Source organism: Flavobacterium omnivorum (genome assembly GCF_900099915.1).
GTDB classification, from domain to species: Bacteria; Bacteroidota; Bacteroidia; order Flavobacteriales; family Flavobacteriaceae; genus Flavobacterium; species Flavobacterium omnivorum.
In genome coordinates this window covers 1-12,728 of record NZ_FNDB01000026.1, presented here as the reverse complement: position 1 = coordinate 12,728, position 12,728 = coordinate 1, and the positions used below count along the sequence as shown (strand labels likewise).

Annotated in this window: 13 protein-coding genes and 1 pseudogene; 1 reads left to right on the top strand and 13 read right to left on the bottom strand. The window is 35.8% G+C overall.

Annotated elements, in window-relative coordinates; all coding sequences use genetic code 11:
* Window positions 1-129 precede the first annotated feature (129 nt).
* From BLS90_RS15825 to BLS90_RS15820, 3 genes and pseudogenes are all read right to left on the bottom strand, one after another.
* Complete coding sequence (locus tag BLS90_RS15825) at window positions 130-411, bottom strand: TM2 domain-containing protein (RefSeq protein WP_091259352.1); 282 nt, start codon at window positions 409-411, stop codon at window positions 130-132.
* A gap of 44 nt (window positions 412-455) precedes the next feature.
* Complete coding sequence (locus BLS90_RS17385; protein ID WP_175455506.1) at window positions 456-788, bottom strand: VOC family protein; 333 nt, start codon at window positions 786-788, stop codon at window positions 456-458.
* Window positions 789-866: 78 nt separating this feature from the next.
* A pseudogene (locus BLS90_RS15820) lies at window positions 867-1,805 on the bottom strand (2-hydroxyacid dehydrogenase); the annotation flags it as partial.
* A 143-nt stretch (window positions 1,806-1,948) separates the two neighbouring features.
* Between BLS90_RS15820 and nhaA the strand changes: the two are divergent.
* Complete coding sequence (gene nhaA / locus BLS90_RS15810; protein ID WP_091259349.1) at window positions 1,949-3,109, top strand: Na+/H+ antiporter NhaA; 1,161 nt, start codon at window positions 1,949-1,951, stop codon at window positions 3,107-3,109.
* A 72-nt stretch (window positions 3,110-3,181) separates the two neighbouring features.
* Here the strand turns inward: nhaA and BLS90_RS15805 are convergent, their stop codons facing one another.
* The 10 genes from BLS90_RS15805 to serS form a co-directional block, all read right to left on the bottom strand.
* Window positions 3,182-3,598 carry a hypothetical protein gene (locus BLS90_RS15805; RefSeq protein ID WP_139171463.1) on the bottom strand — a complete coding sequence of 139 codons (417 nt, stop codon included), beginning with the start codon at window positions 3,596-3,598 and terminating at the stop codon, window positions 3,182-3,184.
* 77 nt (window positions 3,599-3,675) lie between these two features.
* Window positions 3,676-4,272: a hypothetical protein gene (locus BLS90_RS15800; RefSeq protein ID WP_091259345.1), complete on the bottom strand. Its 597-nt coding sequence runs from the start codon at window positions 4,270-4,272 to the stop codon at window positions 3,676-3,678.
* 49 nt (window positions 4,273-4,321) lie between these two features.
* Window positions 4,322-4,705 carry a Dabb family protein gene (locus BLS90_RS15795; RefSeq protein ID WP_091259343.1) on the bottom strand — a complete coding sequence of 128 codons (384 nt, stop codon included), beginning with the start codon at window positions 4,703-4,705 and terminating at the stop codon, window positions 4,322-4,324.
* 247 nt (window positions 4,706-4,952) lie between these two features.
* Complete coding sequence (proC, locus tag BLS90_RS15790; protein ID WP_091259341.1) at window positions 4,953-5,729, bottom strand: pyrroline-5-carboxylate reductase; 777 nt, start codon at window positions 5,727-5,729, stop codon at window positions 4,953-4,955.
* Between the two features lie 108 nt (window positions 5,730-5,837).
* Complete coding sequence (mgtE, locus tag BLS90_RS15785) at window positions 5,838-7,190, bottom strand: magnesium transporter (protein WP_091259338.1); 1,353 nt, start codon at window positions 7,188-7,190, stop codon at window positions 5,838-5,840.
* Entirely contained in the window at window positions 7,180-7,959 is a 780-nt protein-coding gene (gene rsmA, locus BLS90_RS15780) for a 16S rRNA (adenine(1518)-N(6)/adenine(1519)-N(6))-dimethyltransferase RsmA (RefSeq protein WP_091259336.1), read from the bottom strand. Before rsmA ends, mgtE begins: the two co-directional genes overlap by 11 nt.
* A gap of 87 nt (window positions 7,960-8,046) precedes the next feature.
* Entirely contained in the window at window positions 8,047-8,358 is a 312-nt protein-coding gene (locus tag BLS90_RS15775; protein WP_091259333.1) for a DUF4286 family protein, read from the bottom strand.
* Window positions 8,359-8,428: 70 nt separating this feature from the next.
* A complete protein-coding gene (locus tag BLS90_RS15770) occupies window positions 8,429-10,204 on the bottom strand; it encodes a tetratricopeptide repeat protein (protein WP_091259330.1) in 1,776 nt (591 codons plus the stop codon).
* Window position 10,205: 1 nt separating this feature from the next.
* A complete protein-coding gene (locus BLS90_RS15765; RefSeq protein ID WP_091259328.1) occupies window positions 10,206-10,889 on the bottom strand; it encodes a hypothetical protein in 684 nt (227 codons plus the stop codon).
* Between the two features lie 88 nt (window positions 10,890-10,977).
* A complete protein-coding gene (gene serS / locus BLS90_RS15760) occupies window positions 10,978-12,249 on the bottom strand; it encodes a serine--tRNA ligase (RefSeq protein ID WP_091259327.1) in 1,272 nt (423 codons plus the stop codon).
* Window positions 12,250-12,728: the final 479 nt, after the last annotated feature.

Below are 12,728 nucleotides of genomic sequence, written 5' to 3'. Positions count from 1 at the left end.
ATCAGCCCCATTATAATTCACAAAGCCACTACTTTCAAAATCAAAACCCTGTAAATGACAGAATTTTTTTGAAAGTAGTGGCTTCTTATTTAATAAATTATAGTTATTATAAATCGCTTATTTCGTCCTTTAAAACCACGCTTTTTTATTTAGTTGATATGTAGCATAAAATTCCTCATCTGATTTTGTCAAGTAAATTATTCCTTCGATAACGCCTAATATATAAGTAACCGTACCACAAGTAAAAAGACTAATCACTAACCAGATAATTCCTTCTGTTGTGTATCCTAAAAGGAATTTATGAATTCCAAAAGGCCCCAAAAGGATGGCTAAAATCCCTGCTGGAAGTTTTTTATTGTCTTTACGAATTGGTGTTGGGTTATTCCAAGCTTCAAACTTTGCGTTTTCCATAAAAGTTGGTTTTAGGTTATTTTTTGGTAGTTAAAATAGAAATTCTATTGAAAAACAGCATCAATTGGCTCCCAGAGCTCGATTTTATTTCCCTCGAGATCCAAAATCCAGGCAAATTTCCCATACTCATAAGTCTGCACATCACCTATAATTGTTACACCTTCATCCGATAATTTTTGCAACAAACGTTCTAAATTCTCCACTCTGAAGTTTTGCATGAACTGTTTTTCGCTTGGTTCAAAATATTTTGTACCTGCGGCAAAAGGCGACCATTGCGTTGTACAAGCATCCCCTGCGGCGTCCTTCCAATGAAAAGTAGCACCATAATCATCTGTTTTTAAACCTAAATGTTTGGCGTACCAGGCAATCAACTGCATCGGATCTTCTGCTTTAAAAAAGAAACCGCCTATTCCTGTAACTCGTTTTTCCGGTTCAACAGCTTTGGCTTGACCAAAATATTTCGTTTTTATTTTATCAACTATGACTTGCGCTAATCGTTCGTGGCTTTCGAATGTCCAACCGGCAATATGTGGTGTCAAAATCACATTCTTGGCTTTCAATAAATATTGAAAAGCTTCCGGTGTATTTTTATCAGTAAACAGAGTTTCGAAAGATAATTTCTCATATTCCAGAACATCCAAACCTGCACCGAGAATTTTACCGGATTTCATAGCCGAAACCAAATCGGCAGTGACAATATTCTTTCCACGAGATGTATTGATGATCCAAAAGGATTTTGAAAATTCATTGATGAAATTGCTGTCAACCATTTTATCGGTTTCAGGAGTCCACGGAATGTGTAAACTCACTACATCCACTTTTTGGTAAAATTCTGCTAACGTAACCTGTTTTGCATTGACGTCACCTACATTATCCTGAATATCATAACACAATACTTCCAGATCAAACCCACGGAGTTTTTTAGCAAATGATTTTCCCATATTTCCATAGCCAATAATCCCCATGGTTTTTCCGTCCAATTCATGACCACGATTGGTTTCACGATTCCAGTGCCCAGAACGTATCTCGCTATCGGCTTCATTCAATTTATTAAAAAGGGATAAAATCAATCCCAAGGTATGTTCGGCAACAGCATTTCGATTTCCTTCTGGCGCAGCGATAAGCGTAATGTTTTTTGAGGCTGCATAGTCACAATCAATACTTTCTAATCCAGCTCCTACTCGCGCTATAAATTGTAAATTAATGGCTTTATCTAAAAAGCTTTTATCTATTTTGAAACGGCTCCGAATAACAATTCCTTGATACTCCTGAATTTTAGTTTCAATTTCTTCTTTTGAAGAGTTAAAATCGCTATGATTTATAAATCCCGAATCCTGTAATTGATTCCAAAGTAAGGGATGATTGCCGTCTAAGTGAAGGATTTTAATGTCCATAAGTGTTCTTTTTTTGATCCCTCAAATTAACAAAAAAAATACGATTTATTGCTTTAACAAAGGAAAATAGAGTGCAATTTTGTAAATTTGCAACTCCAATTTTTTTTACAAATCGAATCGTTGTAAAAAAAGAAAACTCAGTAATGAAATTAACAAAAACATTTAAAGCTTTTTTCAAAAGCGAAAAATCTAGTGGTCTTCTGCTACTCTCTGTCACAATAGTCTCTCTTTTATTAGCTAACTCATCCATTCAAACTGAATATATTGCATTTTGGGCAGCCAAGTTAGGTAGCCATTCTGTAACGGAATGGATAAATGATGGTTTAATGACAATCTTCTTTCTTTTGATTGGTTTGGAACTAGAGCGAGAGATGTATCAAGGAGAATTATCTAGTTTAAAAAATGCCGCTTTACCTATTTTTGGAGCCTTTGGGGGAATGATTATTCCAGCAGGAATCTTTTTAATATTGAATTTTGGCACAATCACACAAAATGGTGCCGGAATCCCAATGGCAACTGATATCGCATTTGCTATTGGTATTTTATCGTTATTAGGGAATCGCGTTCCTACCTCACTCAAAGTATTTCTGACTGCACTTGCTGTAATAGATGATTTAGGTGCCATTATGGTCATTGCCATATTTTATACAGAGTCCATTGCCTACATAAATTTGTTTATTGCTTTGTCCATTATGGGCGGGCTGTTTATTCTCAATAGAAGAAAGGTTCACAATCTCATACCTTATCTAATTGGTGGTGCTGCAATGTGGTATTTTATGTTAAATTCTGGAGTACACGCAACGATTACCGGTGTTTTACTAGCTTTTGTGATCCCGTTTGGTAATGGAGGTAAGAAAACCTCCTCCTATAAATTACAGCATTTTTTGCATAATCCCGTTGCCTTTTTTATTCTTCCTTTATTTGCCATCGCTAATACAGGCATCGCTATTGGAAGTGAATGGCATGAAGGTTTGAATCATCCCAACACAATTGGAATCATTCTAGGTCTCGTGGTTGGAAAACCATTAGGGATATGGCTATTTTCTTTTATAGCTGTGAGTTTAGGGATCTGTACACTTCCAAGAGATTTAAAATGGAGCGACATCCTAGGTGCGGGAATGTTGGGTGGTATCGGTTTCACGATGTCTATTTTTATTACGCTACTTGCTTTTAAAAATGATGGACAAGAAGTTATTACCTACTCCAAGATAGCGATTCTGATTGCCTCTTTTATTGCTGGAACAGTTGGTTTTATATGGCTAAAGTTTGCACTAAGGCCCGCAAGAAAAAAAGTGACTAAATAACCTCGGTTATATTTATAAAAATGCCTCGTTTACAAAACTGTAAATGAGGCGTTTTTTTAGTGACAATTGACATTAGGTTGATTGGGTTATTCCAAAACTATTTTCAAAATTACTTTTCCTGATAAATAAGAAACCTATGCAAGGAATCACCATTAGAGGAGTGAACTTCCGAAGTATCGCAAACTGAATAACGATACTTGTCAACACTAATCCTATCATGATTCCTCTTCCAAGATGGTATGTGCAACTTGGGTTTATGGTTACTATCTTAGTTTGACCGGCACTTAAAACCACTTCTTCTTTTTGACAGGATACTTCATTGCCAATTTCAATAAAGTGCTTTCCGGTCCCAACAATAAATTCTCGGCGGTTGTTTTTGAAGTTCATTTCGCAAGTTGTTTCATTAGCCACGCGAACTGAATACCTATTTGCCTTATTGTAAATACCACTACTTTTAGACATCCTAACTATGATTGTACCTTGATTCATAAGTAAATGGATTAGCTGATTAGTATGATGATAAGTACTTCAGTATTAGTTTTTGTTACAATTTCAAAATACTTTTTCTAAAAAGCATATCCAATTGATAGCTGCAAATGAATTACATATTGGTTTCTATTATAGTCCTCATCCACATTTGTCGCATTACCATTAAAAGAATTCTCCTTTACATATATTACACGATATCCAACTCCTACAGCGGTTTCATACGTAAAATGAGCCCCTATTTGACGTTTCAATCCCCAAGTAGGGACAATCGCTAGATCAGCTGTTTTAGTTATAGCATCGTCTAAATTAAGCACAAACCAATCTGGATGATAACTAGTTCTAACCGAAACATAATTACCGCTGTTATTACTTGTTTTTTTACCGTTAGCGTTCCTTTTTTCCAAATTATAATAATATCTAGGTTCTAAGGATACTATGGGTTGCAAAATAAAACCTGCACCTTCATAATGAGTTCCTACTGTATAATCATTTTCAAGACCAATTTCACTTCGCAGAGCAACGCTATTAGTCAACTTCGTTTCATAATTCAACCAAATCCCTACACGTGTTCCAAAACCGGCTTGGATTCCAAAAATGGATTTTTCAACACTCACTTCTTGAGCATTTACATTTAGATTAAATACTAAGATTAAAATTACTGCTACATTTTTCATTTACGATTCTATTGTTGTTTAATATTCAGATTTTGTACAGGCTTTATTTCTACTTAGTAGCCCAATAATCTACTACGGTTACTTTATCTGGAGCAGGATTCAAAAGAGCTACAAAAGCTTTATGATCGGGATGCGTAAGATAAGCATCTCTATCTGCCTCGCTGTTGAATGTGATTGTAAAACAGTGCGTCAATCCGTTACTTAGGTTTTCAGGACTGTTGTTGACTCCCCATTCAAAAGCCTGAATTAGTTCTATTTTATGTTCTAAATTCCTGAATGCAGTCACCACCTTGTCAATAGTTGCTGGCTTCGTTCCTTCTTTCCATCCAAACAATACGACATGACGGAGTTGTGGTTTTTGCGATTCTTGTTGCGCCTGTACTTCATAGCTGCTTGTTATTAAAATTAGCCACAGCAATACTACTTTTTTCATCGTTTTTTTCCAAATATACTACATTAATTAATCTTTTTTCGTCCTCCCTTATTTGTACCAAGAGTTGCTGTTGAAAATAAAAGATAACGATACCTCATTGTTTCGCAACACCTGCCATAGCTCTTGGGAAGAAAGCAGTAGCTACCACTCAAACCGGAACGCCCTTACCCAAAGTATATCAAAAAAAGCCCTCTCCACAATTTCGCTAAGAAGGCCTTTTTTATGAAGGTGTTACTATTTGTGGATTTTATCCCTTAATTTGTTTTAAGGAAGTTTTGATTCCTCGTATCAAAGACGAACTAAATCCGTGCATTTCCATTTCATTCAAACCAGCAATGGTACAGCCTTGTGGCGTGGTGACACGGTCAATTAATTGTTCTGGGTGTACTTTTTCTTCAAGTAGCATTTCAGCAGCGCCTTTTACCGTTTGTGCTGAAATGGCTAATGCGGTCTGCCAGTCAAATCCTATTTCGATACCGGCTTGCATCGATGCGCGAATGTATCGCAACGCAAAAGCGGTTCCACTGGCCGCGAGGACCGTTGCAGCATCCATTAATTTTTCGTCAATAATAGGAGCAGTTCCTAAACTCTGAAAAAGGGAAACTACGCCTTGTGCTTTCTCTTTATCTTTTTCGTGGAATGCAATACAAGTGGCTGATGCGCCAAATTGTGCCGCAATATTAGGCATGATTCGGATCGCACTATTAGAAGCTCCAATCTTGTTTTGTAAATTTTCTATGGACAATCCACTCACTGCTGAAGCTATAATTTTATTGGAAATTACAGGAAGGATTTCGGCTAAAACGGTATCTACTTGGTACGGTTTTATAGTTAAAATAATAACATCAGCTTCCTGAATCTGGTGAATATTATTGGTGGAAACTGTCGCACCTAATTTTTCAAGATACAGAATACTGGACGTGTTTCTTCGGGTTATAGTAACTTGATTTTCTGGTGAAAATTTTGATAGTCCTAATGCGATAGAAACACCTAAGTTTCCTCCACCAATGATGTGTACTTTCATGCTGGTTGTGGTTTTTCCTCTCCCCGACCCTCTCCGAAGGAGAGGGAGCCGATATGGAAAAGTGTTAGTTAATTTTAATATGTTTTAATCTCTAAAAATAGCCGATTATTAAAATCCTAAAATCATTTTTGCAATCGAAAAATAAATCAAAATTCCGCAAATATCATTACTCGTTGTGATGAATGGTCCAGTTGCTAAAGCGGGGTCAATATCAAATTTATCCAGCAATAACGGAACAAAAGTTCCTATTAATGAAGCAATAATAATTACCGACATCAATGCTATAGTAACAATAACTCCAATGATCAATTCAACATTCAACAGAAAATGACTTCCTAAAAATAATATCGTAGCCAAAATCAGTCCGTTTAATAAACTTAGTGAGACTTCTTTGATCAATCTATTAAATAACGATCCACTTAACGTATTGTTTGCCAAACCCTGCACAATAATTGCCGAAGATTGCACCCCAACATTTCCTGCCATAGCTGCAATAAGGGGCGTGAAAAAGAACAAATTCCCATGTTCAAGCATCGCTCCTTCAAATAATCCGAGCACTTTTACCGATATAAAACCACCTAAAAGAGCCAAAACTAGCCAAGGCAAGCGTGCTTTTGTATGTTCAAATATGCTGTCATCCGCTTCTACGTCCTGCGAGATACCTGCTGCCAGCTGGTAATCTTCATCTGCCTCGTCCTTGATTACATCCACGATGTCATCAATAGTAATTCTTCCTACTAATCGACCCATTTCATCTACAACTGGAATGGCTTCTAAATCGTATTTTTGCATGATTCGCGCCACCTCAACATCTTCGGTGTCTACTTTTACAGAGTTCAATTTCCGAATATAAACATCGTTAATTGGCGTTCTGGAAGAAGTGGTCAACAAATCCTTTAGAGACAAACGTCCTTTTAGTCGGTCTTCATCATCCACCACATAAATCGAATGGACTCTCGAAATATTTTCGGCCTGAATTCGCATTTCTTTGACACAAGTAAGCACATTCCAATTTTCATTGACTTTTACCAATTCCTTGTGCATGATTCCACCTGCGGTATCTTCGTCATACCGCAACAAATCCACAATATCTTTGGCATGCTCTACATCCTGAAGTTCTGATATTACTTCGGCTTTCAAATCTTGTGAAAGCTCGGCAATAATATCGGCTGCATCATTCGTTTCCAACTCATCTAATTCTTCCGCGATCTCTTTTGGCGAAAGCCTGCTTAATATATTTTCCCGCAAATCATCTTCCAGTTCCAGAAGGATTTCGGCGGTTTTTTCACTGTCTAAAACTTTAAAAATATAGGTTGCTTCATTAAAATCAAGCTCATCAAGAATTTCAGCAATATCAGCATGGTGCATGTCATTCAATAATACTTCCAATTGCTGGTCGTTTTTATTTTGAATGAGCTGCTCTAATTCTTGTATTAATTCTTTGCTGATTTTAAACTCCATCGGCTTCTATTTTTTGTGTGAGTGCAATGAACTCTTCTACATTTAATTGTTCTGGTCTAAGATTAAAAATTTCATCTTCTCTCAAACTATCCGACAAATTTAAGGTTTTCAAACTGTTTCGTAATGTTTTACGACGCTGTTGAAAAGCCGTTTTCACTACGGTAAAAAATAATTTTTCTCCGCAAGGCAAACTGTAATCTTTCTTCCTACGCAAACGTAAAACACCTGATTTCACCTTTGGTGGCGGAATAAAAACATGTTCATCTACAGTAAATAAATATTCGGCATCATAAAAAGCCTGAACCAAAACTGACAGAATTCCATAGGCTTTTGTTCCCTTTTTTTCACAAATACGTTGCGCTACTTCCTTCTGGAACATACCTGCAAATTCCGGAATCTGATCTCGGTATTCCAAAGCTCTAAATACAATTTGAGTCGAGATATTATAGGGGAAATTTCCAATTATAGCGAATTGTTTCCCTTCAAAAATCTCGTTTATATTGTACCGCAAGAAATCTTTAGAAATGATTCGGTCCTTTAATTTTGGATAATTTTCATCTAAATACGTCACTGATTCTTCATCAATTTCTATCACGTACGTATTGATTGGTTTATCCAATAAATATTTAGTCAAGACTCCCATACCGGGACCAATTTCTAATACATCTTCATATCCTTCTAAGTTCAACGTGTCGGCAATATCTTTTGCAATGCTTTCATCTTTCAAGAAATGTTGTCCGAGGTGTTTTTTGGCTTTTACTTTTTCCATTTTATTTTTTTCTCGCAAAGACGCTAAGGCGCAAAGCAATTATTTTATCTTTTTTTACTCCTCAAAGCGATCGAAAAGGGCTTTCTACTAATAATCAGCAATCAGTTCTAATTCCGTTCTAAAGGCCAGCATTTTGTCTCCAAACAATTTCAAACCTTCTTCGCGAAAACCAGGTGCATCTTCTTGATAATATTTATCGAGAGTTACCTTGCTGTCCGTCTCATATTGAACCGAATAAGTTACTCCACCCATTTCTTCTTCAATTAAAACCCGAACCATTCTTGCCGAAGAAAATTTTCCAGTAGCCAAAATTTCAGGAATGTGCTTGTGTTGCATCCAGATCATCCATTGATCGTGAACGCTTTCATGTATGTTGGTAGTGACGTTGTATAGTATCATTTTTTTTAGATTGTTGGACTTTTAGATTATTAGACTTTTTAAAAAATCCAAGAATCTAAATAATCTGTTTTTATAAATTAGTATCTCCTCGCAACTGCCTGAATTTCTTCCTGGCTTCCACAAAATAAATACTGTCCTGATGACTGAACAATATCTTTTCATAGAGCGGTTTCGCTTTTTCAGGAATTAATTGCTTGTTATAAATTTCTGCCGAAAAATACAGCGCCTCGTCTATGTAAATTCCGTCGCTATGCTGATCTATAATCGTTTGGTATTGGCTTAAAGCCAAAGCAAAATCACCTTTCTTCTCATATATTTTGCCCAATCGCAACAAGGTGACTGCCTCGATTTCTTCTCCTTTATGATTTCTAAGTATGGCTAGAAATTGTGTAATAGCCTCCTCATTCCTTTTTTGAAACAACAGGTAATCTCCTTTAGCGAACTGTTTCAAAGCAGTTTGTGTCGAATCCGCAACGGTATTGTCATTGATTAACAGAAAATACTCTAAGGCATCATTCGCAATCAATTGTGTATTTGCTGATTTCAATTCCTTAAACTGTTTCAAAGCCCACACAAAATCAGTTTTGAAATAACTTGTTTTTGCGGCTTTCAAACTCGCTTCATGTGCCATTATATCATTCTTTAAATCCAATTCAATCTGCGAATAATAGATCAAAGCTTGATTGAATTTCTCTTCATACAGCAAAATATCTGCCAGTTCCATTTTGGCATTAGCCACTTCGTAATCATTCAATTGTAATTCCAGCAGTCTCTTAACAATTGCTTTTCCTTCTTCTGGTTTTTTTAATTTAAAAGCGGTGAAATGTGCCTGAATCAGCTGCAAAGATAAGGTAAAAGGAGTTATTTCAAATTGTTTCAACAAATCCTCTAATTCTTTGCCGATGGTGACCAATTCATTAGCCGCTGCTTTTTCGATTTTCATTTCCATCAAATACGAATTGGCTTGGATAAGTAATTCTAAATCTTGAGTATTTTCCAAGACAAAACCAAGTATTTCCTTAGCCGCAACCTCATTTTCCTCTTCAATAGCCAGTTGTCCTAAATTCACAATATTAGCAAGTGATTCTGAGTTGCGTTTGTAAATGGCTTTCTCTTGAATGAAGGCTTTTTCGAACTCTTTTTGCTGTACATAAAACCAACTCAAATAATGGTTCCAAAAAATATCTTGATTCTTCTGGGTTCTTAGGATTAATGCCTTACGTAATAGTTCATTGAAATTTGCATCTCCTTCATTAACCATAAAGCGAACCAGCTGATTTTGGATTCTGATAGAGTTTTGAGGATTCGTAAATGCTTCGTCCAAAAAGGTAGAAATCATCATTTCCATATTAGACAATTGACCGTAAAGCAACCCTATTTGATAATTGAAATTAAAATTCTGATCCGATTCTGAAGCTGTTTGATAGGATTTCAGCGCATAATTGAGCAACACTTTTCTCTCAAAAGCATTAGCAATTCCGTACACATCATTTGGATTTTTTTTAATTCGTTCTACTGCCTGCTCGTAGTATATTTTAGCTGTGGCATCCTTTTTTTGTAGCTGGAAATTATACCCTAATTCAACCAGAAGATTTCCCTGCTGGTATTTCTCCAGTCGCTGTTGAATGGCTTTTTCGGCACTTTCAAATTGCAATAATTGTTGCGCACAATCAATTGTTCTAAGGAAATACTGAGAGTTTTGAGGAATCTCTTTCAGCAGTTCTTCGTAGCTGATTTTTGCTTTTTCAAAATCCCCTTTATCGTAATAATACTGTGCTAATTGCTCGTTTTGCGAGAAACAAACTAATGAAAAAAACAGCGCGATATGTAGAAAGAGTTTTTTCATATTATTGCCATCCAAAATCAAGATTTTTTTCTATGTTGCTGAAAGTTAATTCGTTTTTAGCATCGATTTTAGACCATTGAGTCTTGGCTTTGCTTTTTTTAGGAAAAAACTCATTTTCTCCTTTAGTGATGCTTTTCTTTTTGGTTAAGAAATTATAACTTGATTCTTCAATTTCTCCCGATGATCTATGAATTGAAAAAGTATCATATCCAATAAGTACAAATTGATTGTTTTGAAATCTAAACATATAATCATTAACGTTTATTTCCCAAGACCCACAACTCAAGAAATATCTTAGAGATAATTTCAACAAGCCTCTAGAAATTTGAATGCCTTTACCGCTCAAAAAGGGATCCTCAAGACAAGTATTTTCTACATCTCCTTCAGGATGAATAGCGATTTTATTTTTTTTATCTAAATAAAACTTGTTTTCACTATTCTTAAACAAAACTAATAAAAACCTTGGATTAGTATTTAAAGTAGGTTCTCCTAAACCGTCATTTGAAATAAAATTTTCTTTCCTTGTATCTTCTATAACTAAAACTAAATCATCTATTTTATCCGCATTTAAATCTCCTTGTGTTTTAGCAATTACCTTCCAATTTTTAGGCACGAAATCCATTTCGTTTTGGGCGAAAGCAAATAGCGAGAACAACAAAGTACCATACAAAAAAATATTTTTCATCTTGAAAGTGTTCAGTATTCAGTGTTCAGTTTGCTAAACGGTACATTGTCCAAAAACTAACTGAACACCGATCACTGTACACTGACCATTAATTTATAATATCAAATCCGCAATACGGACGCAACACTTCTGGAATTACAATACCTTCCGGAGTTTGGTAATTTTCTAAAATTCCGGCCAAAACTCTTGGCAAAGCCAATGCGCTTCCGTTTAAGGTATGTGCCAATTGGTTTTTTCCCTCTTTATCTTTGAAACGCAATTTCAAACGATTCGCTTGAAAAGTCTCAAAATTAGAAACCGAACTAATCTCTAACCAACGGTCTTGCGCCGTAGAAAACACTTCGAAATCATACGTCAAAGCTGATGTGAATCCCATATCGCCCCCACAAAGACGCAATATTCGGTATGGTAATTTTAGCTCTTGCAAGATACTTTTCACATGTTCTACCATTCCGTCAAGCGCTTCGTATGATTTATCAGGATGTTCCACACGAACGATTTCCACTTTGTCAAATTGGTGTAAACGGTTTAATCCGCGGACATGCGCTCCATAAGAACCTGCTTCACGACGGAAACAAGGCGTGTAAGCCGTAGTTAAAACGGGTAATTCATTTTCGTTAAGGATTACATCACGAAATAAATTCGTAACGGGAACCTCAGCCGTTGGAATTAAGTATAAATCATCGGTTTTATCATGGTACATTTGCCCTTCCTTGTCGGGCAATTGTCCCGTTCCATAAGCAGATGCTTCGTTTACCATGTGTGGCACCTGAACTTCGTTATATCCTGCTGCCGTATTTTTATCTAAGAAATAATTGATTAAAGCCCGTTGCAATTTGGCTCCCTTTCCTTTATACACCGGAAATCCTGCACCCGTGATTTTTACTCCAAGCTCAAAATCGATGATGTCGTATTTTTTTACCAATTCCCAATGTGGTTGTGCTCCTTCGTGCAAAACCGGAATCTCCCCTTCTTCAAAAACGTTTAAGTTTTCCTCTGGAGTTTTTCCAACAGGAACGATATCAGCAGGAAGATTGGGTAACGTATATAATTTTTCTAAAAGTGATGCTGCAAGTACATCTGTATTTTCAGCTAATTTTTTGCTTTTCTCTTTTAATAAAACGGTTTTTTCTTTTAGAATAGCAGCTTTTGATTTCTCTCCGCTTTTCATCAATTCGCCAATATCTTTGGATAATTTATTAGATTCGGATAGAATTCCGTCTAGCTCCACTTGTGTTGCGCGGCGTTTTTCATCCAGTTGTACCACTTCTTCAACAATACTTTTGGCATCCATATTTCTTTTTGCCAAAGCATTGATTACTTTTTCTTGATTCTCTCTAATAAATGCGATTTGTAACATAGCTTGATTTTTTTAACGCTAAATTTTATAATAATGGTAGCAAATTTAAGGAAATGTTTGATAGAAACGGGACAAAATTAGTCCAAAGTCCAAAGTCATAAAGTCACAAAGTCAAGCTCTAGGAAATAATCTTATTTAGTAACCCTTTATTTAAATATCATTGTTGTCCGATAAAAATAATCGGAACGTTATTTTTTCTTTGTTTTTCAAGGCTTGACGAGGTTTAAACCTAGTTCAGCTTGTTTTTGACTACTTTCCTGAGAATTCGATGTACTAAAAAATATAATTTTTGGTTTCTTCTATCGAATTTTATCCGGTTGCTAAATAATCATCAAACAAACCCAATTGCCCATCGCTTTTGGTATTTAATTCCCAGTCTTTTTCAGGGCTTTCTAAAAATTTAGTTAGATGAATATAATTGAATAAATGAATTCTACAAAAACTAACTAAATTGGAAAAAGACCATTGTCTTTTCAAAC

Coding starts and splice junctions, on each gene's coding strand:
- BLS90_RS15825 (WP_091259352.1), bottom strand. CDS start 411: ATGGAAAACGCAAAGTTTGAAGCTTGGAATAACCCAACACCAATTCGT.
- BLS90_RS17385 (WP_175455506.1), bottom strand. CDS start 788: ATGCAGTTGATTGCCTGGTACGCCAAACATTTAGGTTTAAAAACAGAT.
- nhaA (WP_091259349.1), top strand. CDS start 1,949: ATGAAATTAACAAAAACATTTAAAGCTTTTTTCAAAAGCGAAAAATCT.
- BLS90_RS15805 (WP_139171463.1), bottom strand. CDS start 3,598: ATGAATCAAGGTACAATCATAGTTAGGATGTCTAAAAGTAGTGGTATT.
- BLS90_RS15800 (WP_091259345.1), bottom strand. CDS start 4,272: ATGAAAAATGTAGCAGTAATTTTAATCTTAGTATTTAATCTAAATGTA.
- BLS90_RS15795 (WP_091259343.1), bottom strand. CDS start 4,705: ATGAAAAAAGTAGTATTGCTGTGGCTAATTTTAATAACAAGCAGCTAT.
- proC (WP_091259341.1), bottom strand. CDS start 5,729: ATGAAAGTACACATCATTGGTGGAGGAAACTTAGGTGTTTCTATCGCA.
- mgtE (WP_091259338.1), bottom strand. CDS start 7,190: ATGGAGTTTAAAATCAGCAAAGAATTAATACAAGAATTAGAGCAGCTC.
- rsmA (WP_091259336.1), bottom strand. CDS start 7,959: ATGGAAAAAGTAAAAGCCAAAAAACACCTCGGACAACATTTCTTGAAA.
- BLS90_RS15775 (WP_091259333.1), bottom strand. CDS start 8,358: ATGATACTATACAACGTCACTACCAACATACATGAAAGCGTTCACGAT.
- BLS90_RS15770 (WP_091259330.1), bottom strand. CDS start 10,204: ATGAAAAAACTCTTTCTACATATCGCGCTGTTTTTTTCATTAGTTTGT.
- BLS90_RS15765 (WP_091259328.1), bottom strand. CDS start 10,889: ATGAAAAATATTTTTTTGTATGGTACTTTGTTGTTCTCGCTATTTGCT.
- serS (WP_091259327.1), bottom strand. CDS start 12,249: ATGTTACAAATCGCATTTATTAGAGAGAATCAAGAAAAAGTAATCAAT.